Source organism: Streptomyces melanogenes (genome assembly GCF_014649795.1).
Taxonomy (GTDB): domain Bacteria; phylum Actinomycetota; class Actinomycetes; order Streptomycetales; family Streptomycetaceae; genus Streptomyces; species Streptomyces noboritoensis.
The window spans coordinates 311,781-329,460 of record NZ_BMTS01000009.1 but is presented as its reverse complement, the minus strand read 5'-3'; the positions used below and the strand labels follow the sequence as shown (position 1 = coordinate 329,460).

The following is a 17,680-nucleotide window of genomic DNA, read 5'->3' as shown; positions in this document are numbered from 1 at the left end:
CCGATGAAACAGCAGGTCAGCGCCGTACGGGCCAACCGGTCAGCTGCCGACGAAGGCGACCAGGAGCAGCCACACCACGGGTGCCGTGGGCAGCAGGGAGTCCAGGCGGTCCATGATGCCGCCGTGGCCGGGCAGCAGCGTGCCCATGTCCTTGATGCCGAGGTCCCGCTTGATCATCGACTCGCCGAGGTCGCCGAGCGTGGCGCTCGCCGCGACCGCGAGGCCGAGCAGCAGGCCCTGCCACCACTGGCCGTCGTCGATGAGGAAGTGCATGCACAGCGCGCCCGCCGCCATCGCGAACGTCACCGCGCCGACCAGGCCCTCGCGGGTCTTGCCGGGGCTGATGCGCGGCGCCAGCTTCGTCTTGCCGAACCGCCAGCCGATGGCGTACGCGCCGGTGTCGCTGACCACGGTCAGCAGCAGGAAGACGAACACCCGCCACGGCCCGTCGTCGGCGGTCAGCATCATCGCGACGAACGTGGCCAGGAACGGCACGTAGAACGCCGCGAAGACACCGGCGGTGACGTCCTTGAGATAGCCCTCGGGCTTCTCCGTCATCCGCCACACCAGCACCGCCAGCGAGGTGAGCGCCATCGCGACCCAGGCGCCTTCGGCACCGCGCGCGTAGCCGGCGACGACCATCGCCGCGCCGCCCACCGCGAGCGGCACCAGCGGCGCCTTGATGCCCTTGCGCTCGTCGAGGCGGGAGGTGAGCTCCCACAGGCCGACGACGACCGCCACCGCGATCACTCCGACGAAGACGGCCTTCACGACGAACAGCGACGCCATGATCACCGCGCCGAGCCCGACACCGACCCCTATCGCGGCCCGCAGGTCGCGCCCCGCCCGCTTCTTCTCCGGCTGCGCGGGCCGCTGCGGCTGCTGCGGAGTCGAAGGTGGTACAGAGCTGGGCATGGGCTCCTGCGGCGTCTCTTCGCGGAACAGGGGACCGCTCACCCGAGCGGCCCCCCGGTCACGTTCTTCGCGGTCTGCGATGCCGGTGCCCGTATCGGTCACGACGGGCATCGGCTGCGTCTTGGACGGGGCGTCATACGCATCGTAGGCAGCCCCCGCCGAAGGCACCTCCCGGGAAGGCCCCTGGTCGGGTGGCCCCCAGTGATCGGGTCGCGGCGGAGCCCCCCAGGAAGAGTCGTTCATCAGACCTCGAGCAGCTCTGCTTCCTTGTGCTTGAGCAGCTCGTCCACCTGCGCCACGTACTTCGCGGTGGTGTCGTCGAGCTCCTTCTCCGCACGGCGGACCTCGTCCTCGCCGGACTCCTTGTCCTTGACGAGCTTGTCGAGGGCGTCCTTGGCCTTGCGGCGCACGGCGCGGATCGACACCTTGGAGTCCTCGGCCTTGGTCCGGGCGACCTTGATGTAGTCCCGGCGGCGCTCCTCCGTCAGCTCCGGGAACGTCACCCGGATGATGGAGCCGTCATTGCTCGGGTTGACGCCAAGGTCCGAGTCGCGGATCGCCTGCTCGATGTTGCGCAGCGCGCTCTTGTCGAACGGGGTCACCACGGCCATGCGCGGCTCGGGCACCGAGAACGAGGCCAGCTGGTTGATCGGCGTCAGCGCACCGTAGTAGTCGGCCACGATCTTGTTGAACATCGCCGGGTGCGCACGGCCGGTGCGAATCGCGGCGAAGTCCTCCTTGGCGACCACGACGGCCTTCTCCATCTTCTCCTCGGCTTCGAGGAGGATTTCTTCGATCACCACTTGCTCCTGCATGTCTTGAGTGGGCCGGGAGTGCTCCGTGGGGTGCCCAACGGCCCTGCGTAACCCGCGTCTTTCCCTGCACGGTGTCCGACCGTCAGGGGATTGTCCATCCCCCGGTCAGGCCCGGGTGCCCTGGTCGCTCACGAGCGTGCCGATCTTCTCACCCTTGACCGCACGCGCGATATTGCCCTCGGCGAGGAGTTCGAAGACGAGGATGGGGAGGTTGTTGTCGCGGCAGAGGGTGATGGCCGTCATGTCCGCCACCTTCAGGTCGCGGGTGATGACCTCGCCGTACTCCAGCGCGTCGAACTTCACGGCGTCCGGGTTGACGCGGGGGTCGGAGTCGTAGACCCCGTCCACCCCGTTCTTGCCCATCAGCATGGCCTCGGCGTCGATCTCCAGAGCGCGCTGGGCGGCCGTGGTGTCGGTGGAGAAGTACGGCATGCCCATGCCCGCGCCGAAGATGACGACGCGTCCCTTCTCCAGGTGGCGCACCGCGCGCAGCGGGATGTACGGCTCGGCGACCTGGCCCATCGTGATGGCGGTCTGGACCCGGGAGTCGATGCCCTCCTTCTCCAGGAAGTCCTGGAGGGCGAGGCAGTTCATGACCGTGCCGAGCATGCCCATGTAGTCGGAGCGGGCCCGGTCCATGCCGCGCTGCTGGAGCTCGGCTCCGCGGAAGAAGTTGCCGCCGCCGATGACGACGGCGATCTGCGCGCCGTCCCGTACGACATTGGCGATCTCGCGGGCGATGGCGTGCACGACGTCGGGGTCCACGCCGAGACCCCCTCCGCCGGCGAACGCCTCACCGGAGAGCTTCAGCATGAAGCGTCCGGTCACCTTGCCGTCGTCGCGCTTGTGGTCAGCCTGGGTGGCGGCGTCCGCGCCCTGATTCATGGGGATCTCCTCGTACACATACGAAGAAGGCCATTGCCGGTGGGTGCTGTGTCCCTGAGCGGCAATGGCCTCCTCGTCAGATCTGCGGTCGTCCGTCGCGAGCGCGGCCGACGACTGCCTCAGACCCTAGCGGGGTCTTCCGTCGATCGCTGAACGGACTCAGATGCCGACCTTGATGCGCGTGAAGCGCTTCAGGGTGACACCGGCCTCGTCCAGAACCTTCTGGACGGACTTCTTGTTGTCGAGCGCGTACGGCTGGCCAAGGAGCGTGGCGTCCTTGAAGAAGCCGTTGACGCGACCCTCGACGATCTTCGGCAGCGCGGCCTCGGGCTTGCCCTCGGCGCGCGTGGTCTCCTCGGCGACGCGGCGCTCGGTCTCGACGACCTCGGCCGGGACGTCCTCGCGGGACAGCCACTTCGGCGCGAACGCGGCGATGTGCTGGGCGATGCCCTTGGCGACATCGGCGTCGGCCTTGTCCAGCTCGACCAGGACACCGATCTGCGGCGGCAGGTCGGGCATGGTGCGGTGCATGTACGCGAAGACGAAGCCGTCGGCGTACTGCGCGAAGCGGTCGAGGACGATCTTCTCGCCCAGGTTGGCGTTGGCCTCGTCGACGTACGCCTGGACCGTCTTGCCGGCCTCGATCTCGGAGGCGAGCAGCGCCTCCAGGTCGGCCGGGGAGGTCGCGGCGACGTGCGCGGCGAGCGCGGCGGCGGTGGCCTGGAACTTGTCGCCCTTGGCGACGAAGTCCGTCTCGCACTTCAGCTCGAGGAGGACACCGGAGGTGTTGTCCTCGGCGAGGAGGGAGACGACCGCACCGTTCTCGGCGGAACGGCCCTCGCGCTTGGCGACGCCCTTCTGGCCCTTGATGCGCAGCGCCTCGACGGCCTTGTCGACGTTGCCGTCGGCCTCGTCCAGCGCCTTCTTGCAGTCCATCATGCCGGCGCCGGTGAGCTCGCGGAGCTTCTTGACGTCAGCGGCGGTGTAGTTCGCCATGAGTCTGTGTTTCTCTCTCGAAGTCTGACTCGAAGTCTGAAAGATCTACGGAAGATCTACGGGGCTATGGGGTGACGGCGGGGGCACAGCGTGTGCCCCCGCCGTCACCACCGAAGCGAAGACCGTGAAGGTCAGGCCTGCTCGGCGTCCGCGGCCGGCGCCTCGGCGGCCGGAGCCTCCGCAGCGGCCTCGGCCGGCTTCTCGGCCTCGGCGGCCGGAGCCTCAGCCGCGGGGGCCTCGGTCTCGTCGGCCTTCTTGTCGCCCTCGAGCAGGTCGCGCTCCCACTCGGCGAGCGGCTCGCCGGCGGCCTTCTCGCCCGGCTTCGAGTCACCGGTGGCGACGCCGGAACGGGCGATGAGGCCCTCGGCGACGGCGTCGGCGATCACGCGGGTGAGCAGGGTGACGGAGCGGATCGCGTCGTCGTTGCCCGGGATCTTGTAGTCGACCTCGTCGGGGTCGCAGTTCGTGTCGAGGATCGCGACGACCGGGATGTGGAGCTTGCGCGCCTCACCGACGGCGATGTGCTCCTTCTTGGTGTCGACGATCCAGACGGCGCTGGGAACCTTCGACATCTCGCGGATACCACCGAGGGTCTTCTCCAGCTTGGCCTTCTCGCGCGAGAGGACCAGGAGCTCCTTCTTGGTGAGACCCGAGGCCGCGACGTCCTCGAAGTCGATCTGCTCGAGCTCCTTGAGGCGCTGCAGACGCTTGTAGACGGTGGAGAAGTTGGTCAGCATGCCGCCGAGCCAGCGCTGGTTCACGTAGGGCATGCCCACGCGAGTCGCCTGCTCCGCGATGGCTTCCTGAGCCTGCTTCTTCGTACCGACGAACATGATGGAGCCGCCGTGCGCGACGGTCTCCTTGACGAACTCGTAGGCGCGGTCGATGTACGACAGCGACTGGAGCAGGTCGATGATGTAGATGCCGTTGCGCTCGGTGAAGATGAAGCGCTTCATCTTCGGGTTCCAGCGACGGGTCTGGTGACCGAAGTGGACGCCGCTCTCCAGCAGCTCCCGCATCGTGACGACGGCCATGGCCGTACTCCTTGAGGTACTCGGTTATCGCGGCCGCCGGGCGGCTGCCGCGCCTGACGCCCCGATGCGCCGTGCCCCGCACCGTTGACAGGTGAAGGACCGAGAGGCGCGGCCGCTGGTCTGGACCACCGGCGGGGCGTGCGAAGTCGACCCGGTGACCCGGATCGCCACAAGAAGTGTACGGGACCCTCACCGTGCCGGGTGACGCCACTGTCCACAACGGCCTGGTTGTCCACAGCCCCGGCCCATGATCCCCGCGAATCCCCGCACCCCGGGATCATCTCCGGCATGCACCGCACACTGATCTGCCTGGTCGTGACGGGGGCGCTGGGGTCGTTGACCGGGGCGCCTGCCGGTTCTTTGCTGCGCGCGCCGGTGGGTGGCGAGGTGGTGGCTGCTGTTGCGGACGCGGGTGGGGTGACCGCCCGGGCCGGGCGGGTGTGGCCGGTGCCCGGGACGCCCGTGGTCGTACGGGGCTGGGACCCGCCCGCCACGCCGTACGGCCCCGGCCACCGCGGCATCGACCTCGCGGCCCCACCGGGCACGGAGATCCGGGCGGCCGCGGCGGGCCGGGTGACCTTCGCCGGCCCCGTCGGGGGGAGGGGCGTGCTGACGATCACCCTGGACGGGCCCGGAAGCCCGCCCTTGCGGACGACTTACGAACCGGTGCGGGCGCTCGTCGGGGAGGGCAAGCGGGTGTCGGCGGGGCAGCCGGTGGCGGTGGTGGAGGCGGCAGTGGAACCGGACGCGGACCAGCCGTCGCCGCCCCACTGCGCGAAGAGCTGCCTGCACTGGGGGCTGAAGCGGGGTGACGTGTATCTGAACCCGCTGGCGCTGGTGCGTGGGGGGCATGCGCGGCTGCTGCCGGTTTGGGGGGTGTGAGGGGGGCGGAGGGAGGGGTGGGGGCGGGGGGAGGGGCGGGGGTGACGTCCTGTTTTCGGCCCCCAGGCCTCAGCCCACCACGCCCCGTAGGGCCATGCCCACCGCCGCGTCCGCGATTTCCGTCGGGTCTTCCGCCGCGCCGAGTTCGATGCGGCGGACTGCCGCGTCGACCACGCCCTGGACGAGCATCGCGGCCAGGCGGGGCTGGGTGTGGCCCAGGTCGCCGAGGGCTTCGACGATCATGGCGATGAGGCCGCCGTGGGCCGCGCGGATCTTCTCGCGGGCGCCGGCGTCGAGCTCGCTGGCGGAGATGGCGACGACGGCGCGGTGGCGCTGGTCGCCGACGAGCTCCAGCTGGCGGCGTACGTACGCCTCGACCTTCTCCTCGGGGCTGCCGGCCTGCTGCATGGCGGCTTCGATGTCGGCCGCCCACCGTGGGAAGTCGACGGAGCAGAGCTCTTCGACGACGGCTGCCCGGGAGCGGAAGTACTCGTACACGGAGGAGCGGGCCAGCCCGGTGCGCTCGGCCAGGGCGGGGAAGGTCAGGGCGTCGGTGCCACCCTGGGACAGCAGGGAGCGTGCGGCGTCCAGCAGGGCGGCGCGCTGCATGGCGCGGTGCTCGGCCACTGAGGCCGCTCGAATCCTTGGCACCGCTCCACTCTAAGGCTGGGGCGGGGATCCGCGGAGGGGCGATGTGCCGTGGTGGCGCTCAGCGGCCCACGTCGGCCAGCTTGGCCCGCAGCTGGAGGACGGACTTCGTGTGGATCTGGCTGACGCGGCTCTCGGTGACGCCGAGGACGTTGCCGATCTCGGCGAGGGTGAGGCCTTCGTAGTAGTAGAGGGTGACGACCGTCTTCTCGCGCTCCGGCAGCGTGTTGATGGCGCGGGCGAGCAGTCGGCGCAGCTCGCGGCCCTCGGCGACCTCGACGGGGTCGTCGGCGGCGGTGTCCTCCAGGGTGTCCATGAGGCTGAGCCGGTCGCCACCCTCGCCGCCGACGTGCAGCAGCTCTTCGAGCGCGACCACGTTGGCGAGCGACAACTGGCTGAATACGGCGTGCAGTTCCTCGACGGCGATGCCCATCTCGGTCGCGACTTCGTTCTCCGAGGGGGTGCGGCGCAGTTGCGCTTCGAGGGTCGCGTAGGCGCGTTCGACGGCGCGGGCCTTCTGCCGTACGGAGCGCGGGATCCAGTCGAGTGCGCGGAGTTCGTCGATCATCGCGCCCCGGATGCGCGTGATGGCGTACGTCTCGAACTTGATGGCCCGTTCGATGTCGAACTTCTCGATGGCGTCGATGAGTCCGAAGACTCCGGAGGAGACGAAGTCGGCCTGTTCGACGTTGGGCGGCAGCCCGACGCTGACTCGGCCCGCGACGTACTTGACCAGCGGCGAGTAGTGCAGGATCAGCTGTTCGCGCAGGCGCTCGTCGCCGCTGCTCTTGTACGAGCGCCACAGTTCGTCGACGGACGAGGGCGCCGGTGGTCGCACGGTGCCGCCGGCGCGGGCAGCAGGGGGAGCTGCCGTGCGATCAGACCCGGAGGTGTGCTGGGGCATGCGTTGCCTTGAGCCGTTCTGCTGTGACGTGAGCGGGGAGCTGTCTCTGCTGCGGGGTTCTCGTGAGCGTAGCGTGACCGGGCTGTTGCGGTGCGCAAACGTGAGGGGATCGGGCTTGCCCGGCGGGGGCGGCCCGTCACGCGCGGGGGTGGGGGCCGTCGCGGGGTGCGTCGGCCCCGAAAGCGCTGGCGTGCGGCCCTCGGTGGTCATCGGCCTTACCTTTTCACCCGAATGCTCCAGGTCAAGCACCGCCTCGCCGCGTGCTCGGCGTACGGAGCGGGCTTGACGTCAACCGCCAGCCGTCCCCTTCCCGTTCGACGAACCCCAGGGAGTGCAGTTCGTACAGCCTGCCGAGGGCTTCCTCGGGCGTGGTCGCGGCCTCGCGGGCGATGTCCCCGACGGTGGCTTCGCCGTGGCCGGGCAGGGCGTCGAGTACGCGTGCGGTGGCGGGGGCGAGGAGGTCCCTGGGCAGGACGGGGCCCCGGCGTGGCGGGGCGAGGTCGCCCATCTCCCCCACGAGTTCGACGATTTCGGCGGCGTCGGTGACCAGGGCGGCTTCGCCGCGCAGCAGTTCGTGGACTCCGGCGGAGAGTCCGCTGGTGGCGGGGCCCGGTACGCCTATGGTGTGGCGGCCGAGCCGTTGGGCGTTGCGCGCGGTGACGAGGGAGCCGCTGCGGTATTCGGCCTCGACCACGACGGTGCCGCGGGTGAGGGCGGCGATCACGCGGTTGCGCTGGACGAACCGGCTGGGGGTTGGATGATCTCCTGGCGGCAACTCCGCTACGAGTACGCCTTGTTGGGCGATGCGGCTGATCAACTCGGCGTGGGCGCGTGGGTAGACGACGTCGACTCCGCTGGCGAGGACGGCGATGGTGGCGCCGCCTGCCGCGAGGGCGCCGCGATGGGCGGCGCCGTCCACGCCCGCGGCGGCGCCGGAGACGACCACCCAGCCCTTTTCGGCGAGCCCGGCGCCGAGGGTGGCGCCCATGTGGGCGCCGTAGGGCGTACAGGCTCGGGCGCCGACCACGGCGACGGATCTCAGTGCCCATAACCGCAGGTCGGCCGGGCCCCGCAGCCAGAGCCCGACGGGGCGGGCGTCACCGAGGTCGTCCAGCTGACCCGGCCATTCACGGTCTCCGGGGCAGATGAACCTCCCTCCGAGCGCGACCAGGGTGGCCAGGTCGTGCTCGGGGTCGGCGCCCGCCGCGCGTCTGCGGTACCCGGCGAGCCGCGCGGCGCTCACACCCGTGAGTGGGTCGTCGGTGTCCTCGGCGTCCTCGGGCGAGGTGAGCCGCCGCATCAGCTCCACCGCCCCGTACGTACGCAGCCACCTGCCCGCCCGTTCGTCCCCCGGCTCGATGACCCTGGTCAGCGCGGCCCGCGCCAGCCGCTCGCGCTCCCCCGGACCGCCGCTGGTCGCCGGTACGCCCTCGGCCGCGTCGACACCGGAACCAGCACCGGCATCGGCACCGGCCGGGCTCTCCCCGGCCGAGCCGGTGGACTCCACCGGCTCGGCAGTCCAACCGACCGACCCCACCGATCCGGTGGCCGGGCCGTTGGACCCCACAGACCCGCCGAGCACCGGCCCCTCCGGCCCGGAAACGGACCCGGACCCGAAGCCAGCCCCAGAACCGGCCCCCGCCCCGCTCACCCCGCACCCCCCACCGGCAGCGGCGCCCCCCTGGAAATGCCCGTTCTCAGTTCCAGGGCGAGGCCGATGTGGGTGTCGTCCGGGCGGTCGTCGCCGCAGAGGTCGGCGAGGGTCCAGGCGACGCGTAGGACGCGGTCGAGGCCTCTGGCGGTGAGCAGGCCGCGTTCCATGTCCCGTTCCGCCGCGGCGAGGGCTCCGGGGGCCGTGACCCAGCGGGTGCGCAGCTCGTGTCCGGGGACTTCGCTGTTGGTGGTCCAGGGTGTGCCCTGGAGGCGGGCGGCGGCCCGTTCCCGGGCGGCCAGGACGCGGTCGGCGACCTGTGCCGTGGATTCGCCGCGTCCACCTTGGGCGAGCAGGTCCTCGCGCCGGACGGGCTCGGCCTCCACGCGCAGGTCGACGCGGTCGAGGAGCGGTCCGGAGAGCCGGGCCTGGTAGCGGCGGATGACGGACGGGGGGCATTCGCAGCCCGCGCCGTGCAGGGTGTGGCGGCCGCAGGGGCATGGGTTGGCGGCGAGGACCATGAGGAAGCGGGCCGGGAGGCGGACGACGCCCGCGCTGCGGGCGACGACTACGTGTCCGGCCTCCAGGGGCTGGCGCAGGGAGTCGAGGGCCTTGCCGGTGAACTCGGGGGCCTCGTCCAGGAAGAGGACACCTCGGTGGGCGAGTGAGACGGCTCCCGGCCGTGGCAGGCCGTTGCCTCCGCCGACGAGGGACTGCATGGTCGCCGAGTGGTGGGGTGCGCAGTAGGGGGCTTTGTGGACGAGGGGTTTGCCCGGGGGCAGGATTCCGGCGACCGAGTGGATCGCGGTGACTTCGAGGGATTCCTGGCGGGTGAGGGGCGGCAGGATGCCGGGGAGCCGTTCGGCCAGCATCGTCTTGCCCGCGCCGGGCGGTCCGTACAGCATCAGGTGGTGGCCGCCGGCCGCGGCGACTTCCAGGGCGGTGCGGGCGGTGCGCTGGCCCGCGACGTCGGCGAGGTCGGGCGGGCTGGTGTCGGCGTCGATGGAGAGGCCGGTGCAGACTCCGGCGCCGGGGACGGCCAGTCCGGCGAGCATGGCGTCGGGCCTGCCCTCCTGGTCGGGCTCTTCCTCGGGGACGGGTTCGTCGGTGAGGACGGCGATGAGCTGGCGCAGGCTCCGTACGCCCAGGACGGAGATGCCGGGGACCAGGGACGCTTCGGCGGCGGTCTGTTCGGGGACGACGACCTGTTCGTATCCGGCCTCGGCGGCGGCGAGGACTGCGGGCAGGATGCCTCGCACGGGGCGCACCCGGCCGTCGAGTCCGAGTTCGCCGATCATCACCAGGTCGGCGAGCTCTCTGGGGTCGATGCGTTCGGCGGCGCCGAGGACCGCACAGGCAACGGCGAGATCAAAACCGCTGCCGCTCTTGGGGACGGAGGCGGGGCTGAGGCCGACGGTGAGTTTCTTCTGGGGCCAGTCGCCGCCGGAGTTGACGACGGCGGCTCTGACGCGGTCGCGGCTTTCGCTGAGGCTCTTGTCGGGCAGGCCGACGAGGGTGAAGGCGGCGACGCCCGGTTCGAGGTCGGCCTGGACTTCCACGACGACGCCCTCGACGCCGACGAGCGCCACTGAGCAGGTGCGGGCGAATCCCATTTACGCCACCCCTCGCACGTGCTCGGCGCGGGGTGCGCCGCGCTGGGGCAGGACGACGCCGACGAGGTCGATGCGGACGCCGCCGCCCGGCGGTCCTCCGTGGTCGGCGAGCCAGCGCTCGGCGAGGTGTCTGAGCCGCTCGGCCTTGGCGGGGGTGACGGCCGCCATGGGGTGTTCGAACGGGCCCGCTCTGCGGGTCTTGACCTCGCAGACCACCAGGACGTCGCCGTCGCGGGCGACGATGTCGATCTCTCCGGTCCTGCCGCCGCGCCAGTTGCGGGCGACCACTGTCATTCCGGCGTCGGCCAGCAGCCTCGCCGCCACGTCTTCGCCGTACTGCCCGAGTGCTCCTCGTGCGCTCATTTCGGCACCACCTCCGGCACCGACTGTCACGCATCCGCCGCCAACAAGTGGATCTTGGTGGACAGTCGGGCCGTTGTGGACAACTCCGTCACCCACACGGTGGACGTGCGCGCTGTGGACGCGGCGAAATCGGTGGACGCCGATGCCATGGACCCGAATCGACCCGACCCGGCGGACCTCTCCCACGCCGCGAACGCCGCGGATCAGCCCCCCGGAAGCTCCAGATCGCTCTTGTTGAGCTCCTCGATATTCACGTCCTTGAACGTGAGAACGCGGACCTGCTTGACGAAGCGAGCCGGCCTGTACATGTCCCAGACCCAGGCGTCCGCCATCGACACCTCGAAGAACACCTCGCCCTGGACCGAGTGCACCTGCATCTCGTAGTCGTTGGTGAGGTAGAAACGCCGCTCGGTCTCGATCACGTATTTGAACAGACCGACGACGTCGCGGTACTCCCGGTAGAGCTTCAGCTCCATCTCGGTCTCGTACTTTTCGAGGTCCTCGGCGCTCATGGCATGTTCCCCTTCAGCCGTGCGTCCCCCTATTGTGCGTCAGCCCCCCGGGCCTCTAGACGATTTCCGGAGCCAGGACCACCGGCGCACGCGGAGGACCCTCGTCGAGCAGCGTGCGCAGCAGCTCGGCGAGTCTGGTCGGGTACACCGTCTCACGGGCCGCCGACAGTTCGGCGGAGGTCCACCACCTCAGCCCCGCGGTACTGCGTAGTTCCAGCTCGGTGAGGTCGGTCGGCGCGGCCTCGGTCTGGGTGGTTCGGGCCAGGAAGTACCACTCGTCCTGGTCCCAGCGGCGGCCGTCGAAGGGGAACGAGCACATCCGGCGCCACAGCACGGGCCCCAGCTGCACGTCCGTGATCCCGGTCTCCTCGGCGAGCTCGCGCAGGGCCGCCTCGGCCCGGGTCTCGTCGCCCTCCACGCCGCCGCCCGGGGTGAACCACCAGGTGTCGTCGGGATTGTCCGGTTCGTATCCGTGCATCAGCAGAATGCGGTCCTGCGGATCGAGCAGCACGACCCGGGCGACCTTGCGAAACCCCACCGCTTCGTCGCCGAGCGGCCCACCGGCCCCGCCGGACGCACCGATCCCGCCAGCCCCAGGTCCAGGCCCAGCGCCCTCACTGCCCTGCAACCGGCACCTCCCGCACCGCCCCGCGCCGCCGCCCCAGGCGCCGCGCCAGCGGTCCGTACGCCGCGCCCAGCACGATCAGTACGGCTCCGGCGACCACCGCGCCCACCATCAGCATCAGGGGCCCCGGCTGAGAGATGCCGCCCGGAAGTACCTTGAAGCCCGTCGGGCGCTTCAGCATGCCGTCCAGCGGCCACGCCACCGCGTCCACGCGCGCGCTGACGGCCGAGCGCGGCACCGAGCCGTTCGCCGCGTCCTCCAGGTGCACCCGGGAGTCCAGCGAGACGTCTCGCTCGTCGCCGAGGAGGAAGAGCTGGTCCTTGGGGACGGTGGCGCTGAACTTGGTCGTGGAGGCGGCCGTGTTGTGCAGATACGGTTCGTCGATCGCCTGGCCGTTGACGGTCAGCTTGCCGCCCTGATCGCAGCACTTGACGGTGTCGCCGCCTATGCCGACGACGCGCTTGACCATGGGGACGTTGCCCCAGACCTTGTCCTTGAAGATCACCACGTCGCCGCGCTTGACGTCGGCGCCGTCGATGCGCTGGGCGAGGACCCGGTCGCCCGCCTTGACCGTCGGGTTCATGGACTGGGTCGGCACCGTGTACGGCTTGTACTCGACGGCGCCCCAGGCGAACCCGCCGAGGAAGAGCACACAGCCGACGGCCACGGCCAGCCCCGACAGCAGATTGCCGAGACCGCGGCCGCGGCCGTCGTCCGTACGTCCTGTTCCGCTCATCCCAGTGCTCCTCCCCCGGTCACCCGCGTCCTCGCGGGTCCCGGAGATCGACGATCTGGGACGGCACCCTACCCGGCGGTATCCCGCGCGGTCAGCCCTCCCGGGTGAGGTCGGTGCCCTCGACCGCGTCACTCGGCCGGGTGAGCCGGCGGCGCCGCCACAGCACGATCGGCACCGCGCCCGCGAGCCCCGCGGCCACCGGGGCCGCCGTGCCGTCCGCGCCCATGCCGTTGAGGCCCTTCTGGTCGAAGGTGCCCGGGATGCCGAGCCAGTCGATGCGGTTGAGCGGCCAGGCGATGGTGAACGCGCGGCCCACGACCTCGTCGTTGGAGACGGTGCCGCCGCCCGGCAGCTCCTGGTGGTAGCGGGAGTCCAGCGAGTTCTGGCGGTGGTCGCCCATCACCCAGATCCGGCCCTTGGGGACCTTGATCGGGCCGAACGGCATGTCGTCGCAGGCGCTGTCGCCGGGGTAGATGTACGGCTCGTTCAGGGCCTTGCCGTTGACCTTGACCGGGCCGCCCTTCTTGCACTCCACGGTGTCGCCGCCGGTCGCGATGACCCGCTTGATCAGGTCCTTCTCCTCGGCGGACGGCATCAGGCCGATGAAGCTGAGGAACTTCTGCACCGCGTTGGGCTCGGCCGGCTTCTGGTCCTCCAGCCAGCCGCCCGGGTCGTGGAAGACGACGACCTCGCCGCGCTCGGGCGTGGAGCCGAACCACGGCGTCAGCTTGTCCACCAGGACCCGGTCACCGCGCTGGAGGGTGTCCTGCATCGAGTCCGAGGGGATCGAGAACGCCTGCACCAGGAACGTCTTGATCAGCAGCGCGAGGATCAGCGCGATGCCGATGAGCAGCGGCAGCTCCTTCCAGAAGGAGCGCTGCTTCCTGGGACTGCTGCCCGAGCCGCCCGGCTCGCCGTCACCCCCCGGGCCGCCGTCGGCGGTGCCGCCACCACCGCTGTCGGCCTGAGCCTGGGCAGGCGGGTCGGCGGGCCCGTCCGGCCGCTCCTCGGGCTCGTCGTGTCCGGATCGTGCGCCGACCGCCAAATCCCCCACATCCACTCCTCAGTCCGTGCCACCGCCCGCGCCGTGCCAGGCGCAGGCCCACCACTCCCATAACGAGCGGGAGTTCCGCAGGGCTCGGGAGCCGGATCGTCTCGTTCGATTTCGGGTCATCCGATATCGATTTATTTACCGCTACTTCACGTGATCTGTCGGGATCCGCTGCCGGATCCCGGGAGGACACCCTATGCGACGCACCGAGCGCGGTGTCCGACCTGCCGGGCGCGTCCGGCACCGAGCCGAACGTCCCGGGCTCCTCCAGCCACTTCCAGCGGTCGAAGGGCCAGCCGATGACGACGGCCCGCCCGATGACCCCGTCCTCGGAGACGGTCCCGTGGTGGGCCTCGTCGAGGTGGAAACGGGAATCGGCCGAATTCGAGCGGTGGTCGCCCATCATGAACAGCCGCCCCTCGGGCACCTTCACCTCGAACTCGATCTCCGAGGGCGGGTTGCCGGGGTGCACATAGGGCTCGTCCAGGGGCATGCCGTTGACGGTGACCTTGCCGCCCCCGTCGCAGCACTTCACGGTGTCGCCGCCGACCGCGATGACCCGCTTGATGAGGTCCTGCTCGTTGTCGGAGGGCAGCAGCCCGATGAAGGTGAGTCCCTGTTTGACCTGCTTGACGACCACCGGGTCGCTGCCGCCGCTGGTCTTCTTCTCGTCCTTGAGCCAGCCGCCGGGGTCCTTGAAGACCACCACGTCGCCGCGCTGCGGCTTGGAGCCGAACCAGGGCGTGAGCTTGTCGACGAGCACCCGGTCGCCGATGGTGATCGTCTCCTGCATCGAGCCGGACGGGATCACGAAGGCCTGGACGAGGAACGTCTTCAGTACGAGGGCGATGAGCACCGCCACCCCGACGAGCAGGGGTATCTCCTTCACTGCGGACCTGCGCCGGCGCCGCTTCACCTTGCGGGCGAGCCTGCGCCGGTCGGCCCGGCCCTGCTGGGCCCGACGGCCGGGCGGGCGCTCGGGGGCGGCGGCCGCCTCCGTAGCGGGGCCGGGAGGTGCGGAAAGATCAGGCGCGGAAAGGTCAGGCCCGGAAGGATCGGGCCCGGTCGGATCGACAGCGGGCGCCTCGACCGTCACGAAGTCATCGGGGGCGGTCGCGAAGTCCTCGGAGGCGGTCCCGAAGGCCTCCGGCTGCGGGGCCCGCCGCCCAGCCCCTCTCGCCCCCGCTCCCCGCGCCCCCGCACGCGACGTCGGCCGGGTGCCGGTGGGCAGGGGTTCGTCGGCGGGGCGGGGCGCCGAGCGCGGGCGCCCGCGGTTACCCATGGGCGCCGCCCGGTGCGGGCACGCGCGCGAAGGCGCCGGAGCCGCCGATCCCCGACCAGCGGCCGAACGGCCAGCCGATCCAGTCGACGCGGCCCACCACGTGGTCCACCGGCACCATGCCGCCGCCCGGGGAGCCGAGGTGGTCGCGGGAGTCGCTGGAGCGCGAGCGGTGGTCGCCGAGGACGAAGAGGGTGCCGTCGGGCACCACGATGTCGAACGGCACCTGGGAGGGGGCGTCGCCCCGGTGTACGTACTCCTCGGTCACCGGTGTCCCGTTCACCCGCACCCTCCCGCCCTTGTCGCAGCACACGATCCGGTCGCCGCCGACGCCGACGACCCGCTTCACGTACACGTTCCCGGCGGGCTCCGTGAGCCCCAGGGCCGCAACGGCCGAACGAACGGCCCTGCCCACCGGGTTCCCCTCGGGCGCCTCGTCCGTGAACGAGCCCCGGCCGTCGAAGACGACGACGTCACCGCGGGCCGGATGGCTGCCGAAACGGTACGCCAGCTTGTTGACCAGGACCCGGTCACCCACCTTCAGGGTGGGCTCCATGGAGCCGCTGGGAATCAGGAAGGGCTGCAGGACGAAGTGGCTGAGCAGCAGCAGGAAGACCAGGCACACCGCGAACAGGGCCGCGGCCTTGCGCCAGGGCCCTTCCAGGAGGGCGGCGAGGGCGGGAAAACGCGCGGAGCGCGACCCCCGCTCCGGCCCCGGCTGAGGGGTGGAGGGGAGGTCGCGCTCCGTGTGCTGTGCTTCGGTGTCCATCGGGGGCAGAGCCTATCCGCCCGGCCTGTGGACCCGTACGCGAGTGTGGTGGGCCGCAGCCCACCGCCGAGCCGGAGCTCAGTTGTCGCGCTTCTCCTTGATCTTCGCGGCCTTGCCGCGGAGCTCGCGCAGGTAGTACAGCTTCGCGCGGCGGACGTCACCGCGGGTGACGAGCTCGATCTTCTCGAAGATCGGGGAGTTCACCGGGAAGGTGCGCTCGACGCCGACGGAGAAGGAGACCTTGCGGACCGTGAAGGTCTCGGAGACGCCGGCGCCCTGGCGGCGGATGACAACGCCCTTGAACTGCTGGATACGGGAGCGGTTGCCCTCGATCACGCGGACGTGGACGTTGACGGTGTCACCCGGGCGGAAGGCCGGGACGTCGGTGCGGAGCGCCGCGGCGTTGACGGAGTCGAGCAGGCTGGCCATGTTCTTCTGCTTCCTTGCCGATGCCACAGGTCATCAGCGGAATGTCGTGATGGGGTTCAGGTTGCCGTTCGCACCGGACCGCCGTGGGGCGACTCCCGCGTGCGCGGGGAACGCTTTGCCCTTCCCCCTGTGGCAGGGGCGTGGGCCGGGCGTACAGCAGCTGCTTATTCTTCCACGTCCTGGGGCCTGCGCCAAAATCGGCCGTCGGGCTCCGGTGCCCAGCCCAGGATGGACAGCGTCTCGCGGTCCTTCTTGTCGAAGGCGGCGGGGTCGCAGCGCTCGATCAGGTCGGGCCGATTCAGGGCGGTGCGGCACAGCGCCTCGTCGCGCCGCCAGCGGGCGATCTTGCCGTGGTGCCCGCTGAGCAGGACGTCCGGGATGCCGCGGCCGCGCCACTCGGGGGGCTTGGTGTAGACGGGCCCTTCGAGGAGGTTGGCCATGGCGCCGGGGGCGAAGGAGTCGTCGCGGTGGGACTCGGCGTTGCCGAGGACGCCGGGCAGCAGCCGGGCCACCGCCTCGGTGATCACCAGGACGGCGGCCTCCCCGCCCGCGAGGACGTAGTCGCCGATGGAGACCTCGTACACCGGTATCCGCGTGGCGTACTCGTCCATGACGCGGCGGTCGATGCCCTCGTAGCGCGCGGGCGTGAAGATCAGCCACGGCTTGGCGGAGAGCTCGACGGCGAGTTCCTGGGTGAAGGGCCGTCCGCTGGGCGTGGGCACGACCATGACGGGGCCGTGCGCCCCCGCCTCGTACCCGTCGGCCAGCGCGTCGTCGAGGCAGGCGCCCCAGGGCTCGGTCTTCATGACCATGCCGGGGCCGCCGCCGTAGGGGGTGTCGTCGACCGTGTTGTGCCGGTCGTAGGTCCACTCCCGCAGGTCGTGTACGTGGACGTCGAGCTGTCCACGCGCGCGTGCCTTGCCGACGAGGGAGACGTTCAGGGGCTCCAGGTACTCGGGGAAGATCGTTACGACGTCGAGGCGCATCAGTCGTCGTTCCCGTCGGTCTCGTCGTCGCGCGCGGAGGCGATCTCGGCGCGGTCGTCGATCAGGCCGGGCGGCGGGTCGATGACCGCGCGCTGCTCGTCCAGGTCGATCTCGGTGACGATCTCCTCGACGAACGGGATCATGACCTCGGTGCCGTCGGGCCGCTCCACGATGAAGAGGTCCTGGGACGGCAGGTGCGAGATCTCGGTGATCCGGCCGACCTCGGTGCCGTCGGTGAGGACCACGTCGAGGTCGATGAGCTGGTGGTCGTAGTACTCGTCGTCCTCTTCGGGACGCTCGTCCGGGTCCACGTCGGCGATGAGCAGGGTGTTGCGCAGGGCCTCGGCGGCGGTCCGGTCGCGTACGCCCTCGAAGCGCAGCAGCAGACGGCCGCTGTGGACGCGGCCGGTCTCGATGGTGAGCGGCCCGGTGGAGGCCGGGTCGGTGGCCAGTACGGCGCCGGGGGCGAGCCGCAGCTCCGGCTCGTCGGTGCGCACCTCGACGGTGACCTCGCCCTTGATGCCGTGGGCGCGGCCGATCCGCGCGACTACCAGCTGCACGTCGTTCAACTTTCCTGTCGGTGCCTG

The 17,680-nt window shown here is 70.9% G+C and carries 19 protein-coding genes and 1 pseudogene; 1 reads left to right on the top strand and 19 read right to left on the bottom strand.

The genetic code is table 11. The features are described from left to right. Positions 1 to 39: 39 nt before the first annotated feature. From IE252_RS21605 to rpsB, 5 genes are all read right to left on the bottom strand, one after another. A complete protein-coding gene (locus tag IE252_RS21605; RefSeq protein WP_190091067.1) occupies positions 40 to 1,158 on the bottom strand; it encodes a phosphatidate cytidylyltransferase in 1,119 nt (372 codons plus the stop codon). Then, on the bottom strand, positions 1,158 to 1,715 hold the full coding sequence (gene frr, locus IE252_RS21600) for a ribosome recycling factor (RefSeq protein ID WP_190091066.1): 558 nt from the start codon (positions 1,713 to 1,715) through the stop codon (positions 1,158 to 1,160). Before frr ends, IE252_RS21605 begins: the two co-directional genes overlap by 1 nt. Before the next feature lie 120 nt (positions 1,716 to 1,835). Next, positions 1,836 to 2,615 (bottom strand): UMP kinase, encoded by a 780-nt coding sequence (gene pyrH / locus IE252_RS21595; protein ID WP_067164809.1) that lies wholly within the window; start codon positions 2,613 to 2,615, stop codon positions 1,836 to 1,838. A 159-nt stretch (positions 2,616 to 2,774) separates the two neighbouring features. After that, positions 2,775 to 3,611 carry a translation elongation factor Ts gene (gene tsf / locus IE252_RS21590; protein ID WP_067164807.1) on the bottom strand — a complete coding sequence of 279 codons (837 nt, stop codon included), beginning with the start codon at positions 3,609 to 3,611 and terminating at the stop codon, positions 2,775 to 2,777. A 131-nt stretch (positions 3,612 to 3,742) separates the two neighbouring features. Continuing rightward, a complete protein-coding gene (rpsB, locus tag IE252_RS21585) occupies positions 3,743 to 4,645 on the bottom strand; it encodes a 30S ribosomal protein S2 (RefSeq protein ID WP_190091065.1) in 903 nt (300 codons plus the stop codon). Positions 4,646 to 4,933: 288 nt separating this feature from the next. Here rpsB and IE252_RS21580 point away from each other — a divergent pair, with 288 nt between their 5' ends. Beyond that, a complete protein-coding gene (locus tag IE252_RS21580; protein ID WP_190091064.1) occupies positions 4,934 to 5,527 on the top strand; it encodes a murein hydrolase activator EnvC family protein in 594 nt (197 codons plus the stop codon). A 69-nt stretch (positions 5,528 to 5,596) separates the two neighbouring features. Here the strand turns inward: IE252_RS21580 and IE252_RS21575 are convergent, their stop codons facing one another. The 14 genes and pseudogenes from IE252_RS21575 to rimM all read right to left on the bottom strand — a co-directional run bounded on the left by IE252_RS21575 (position 5,597) and on the right by rimM (position 17,653). After that, the gene (locus IE252_RS21575) at positions 5,597 to 6,154 is read right to left on the bottom strand and encodes a TetR/AcrR family transcriptional regulator (protein WP_190091126.1); all 558 of its coding nucleotides are present in this window, start codon (positions 6,152 to 6,154) and stop codon (positions 5,597 to 5,599) included. An 82-nt stretch (positions 6,155 to 6,236) separates the two neighbouring features. Then, positions 6,237 to 7,079, bottom strand: a complete 843-nt coding sequence (gene whiG / locus IE252_RS21570; protein ID WP_101390406.1) for an RNA polymerase sigma factor WhiG — start codon at positions 7,077 to 7,079, stop codon at positions 6,237 to 6,239. Positions 7,080 to 7,320: 241 nt separating this feature from the next. Then, positions 7,321 to 8,616 (bottom strand): DNA-processing protein DprA, encoded by a 1,296-nt coding sequence (gene dprA, locus IE252_RS21565; RefSeq protein WP_373298589.1) that lies wholly within the window; start codon positions 8,614 to 8,616, stop codon positions 7,321 to 7,323. A 110-nt stretch (positions 8,617 to 8,726) separates the two neighbouring features. After that, on the bottom strand, positions 8,727 to 10,343 hold the full coding sequence (locus IE252_RS21560) for a YifB family Mg chelatase-like AAA ATPase (protein WP_190091063.1): 1,617 nt from the start codon (positions 10,341 to 10,343) through the stop codon (positions 8,727 to 8,729). Next, entirely contained in the window at positions 10,344 to 10,736 is a 393-nt protein-coding gene (locus IE252_RS21555) for a YraN family protein (protein WP_190091062.1), read from the bottom strand. 173 nt (positions 10,737 to 10,909) lie between these two features. Next, positions 10,910 to 11,218, bottom strand: coding sequence for a DUF2469 domain-containing protein (locus IE252_RS21550; protein WP_003965949.1), 309 nt, complete (start codon positions 11,216 to 11,218; stop codon positions 10,910 to 10,912). Between the two features lie 55 nt (positions 11,219 to 11,273). Continuing rightward, entirely contained in the window at positions 11,274 to 11,756 is a 483-nt protein-coding gene (locus IE252_RS21545; RefSeq protein WP_308434552.1) for an NUDIX hydrolase, read from the bottom strand. Between the two features lie 76 nt (positions 11,757 to 11,832). After that, entirely contained in the window at positions 11,833 to 12,579 is a 747-nt protein-coding gene (gene lepB, locus IE252_RS21540) for a signal peptidase I (RefSeq protein WP_190091061.1), read from the bottom strand. Positions 12,580 to 12,670: 91 nt separating this feature from the next. Further along, positions 12,671 to 13,624 carry a signal peptidase I gene (gene lepB / locus IE252_RS43375; protein WP_229848692.1) on the bottom strand — a complete coding sequence of 318 codons (954 nt, stop codon included), beginning with the start codon at positions 13,622 to 13,624 and terminating at the stop codon, positions 12,671 to 12,673. A gap of 349 nt (positions 13,625 to 13,973) precedes the next feature. Then, positions 13,974 to 14,912 (bottom strand): annotated as a pseudogene (lepB, locus tag IE252_RS44300) (signal peptidase I); the annotation flags it as partial. After that, complete coding sequence (lepB, locus tag IE252_RS21530) at positions 14,905 to 15,678, bottom strand: signal peptidase I (RefSeq protein WP_190091059.1); 774 nt, start codon at positions 15,676 to 15,678, stop codon at positions 14,905 to 14,907. The pseudogene lepB (IE252_RS44300) and the gene lepB (IE252_RS21530), both read right to left, overlap by 8 nt. 78 nt (positions 15,679 to 15,756) lie before the next feature. Continuing rightward, the gene (gene rplS, locus IE252_RS21525; protein ID WP_101390355.1) at positions 15,757 to 16,107 is read right to left on the bottom strand and encodes a 50S ribosomal protein L19; all 351 of its coding nucleotides are present in this window, start codon (positions 16,105 to 16,107) and stop codon (positions 15,757 to 15,759) included. A 164-nt stretch (positions 16,108 to 16,271) separates the two neighbouring features. Next, positions 16,272 to 17,093 (bottom strand): tRNA (guanosine(37)-N1)-methyltransferase TrmD, encoded by an 822-nt coding sequence (trmD, locus tag IE252_RS21520; RefSeq protein ID WP_190091058.1) that lies wholly within the window; start codon positions 17,091 to 17,093, stop codon positions 16,272 to 16,274. Further along, positions 17,093 to 17,653: a ribosome maturation factor RimM gene (rimM, locus tag IE252_RS21515; protein ID WP_190091057.1), complete on the bottom strand. Its 561-nt coding sequence runs from the start codon at positions 17,651 to 17,653 to the stop codon at positions 17,093 to 17,095. Before rimM ends, trmD begins: the two co-directional genes overlap by 1 nt. Positions 17,654 to 17,680: the final 27 nt, after the last annotated feature.

Excerpts from the sequence above, each read along its gene's own strand:
- IE252_RS21605 (WP_190091067.1), bottom strand. The coding sequence starts at position 1,158 with ATGAACGACTCTTCCTGGGGGGCTCCGCCGCGACCCGATCACTGGGGG.
- pyrH (WP_067164809.1), bottom strand. The coding sequence starts at position 2,615 with ATGAATCAGGGCGCGGACGCCGCCACCCAGGCTGACCACAAGCGCGAC.
- tsf (WP_067164807.1), bottom strand. The coding sequence starts at position 3,611 with ATGGCGAACTACACCGCCGCTGACGTCAAGAAGCTCCGCGAGCTCACC.
- rpsB (WP_190091065.1), bottom strand. The coding sequence starts at position 4,645 with ATGGCCGTCGTCACGATGCGGGAGCTGCTGGAGAGCGGCGTCCACTTC.
- IE252_RS21580 (WP_190091064.1), top strand. The coding sequence starts at position 4,934 with ATGCACCGCACACTGATCTGCCTGGTCGTGACGGGGGCGCTGGGGTCG.
- whiG (WP_101390406.1), bottom strand. The coding sequence starts at position 7,079 with ATGCCCCAGCACACCTCCGGGTCTGATCGCACGGCAGCTCCCCCTGCT.
- IE252_RS21560 (WP_190091063.1), bottom strand. The coding sequence starts at position 10,343 with ATGGGATTCGCCCGCACCTGCTCAGTGGCGCTCGTCGGCGTCGAGGGC.
- IE252_RS21550 (WP_003965949.1), bottom strand. The coding sequence starts at position 11,218 with ATGAGCGCCGAGGACCTCGAAAAGTACGAGACCGAGATGGAGCTGAAG.
- lepB (WP_190091061.1), bottom strand. The coding sequence starts at position 12,579 with ATGAGCGGAACAGGACGTACGGACGACGGCCGCGGCCGCGGTCTCGGC.
- lepB (WP_190091059.1), bottom strand. The coding sequence starts at position 15,678 with ATGGACACCGAAGCACAGCACACGGAGCGCGACCTCCCCTCCACCCCT.
- rplS (WP_101390355.1), bottom strand. The coding sequence starts at position 16,107 with ATGGCCAGCCTGCTCGACTCCGTCAACGCCGCGGCGCTCCGCACCGAC.
- trmD (WP_190091058.1), bottom strand. The coding sequence starts at position 17,093 with ATGCGCCTCGACGTCGTAACGATCTTCCCCGAGTACCTGGAGCCCCTG.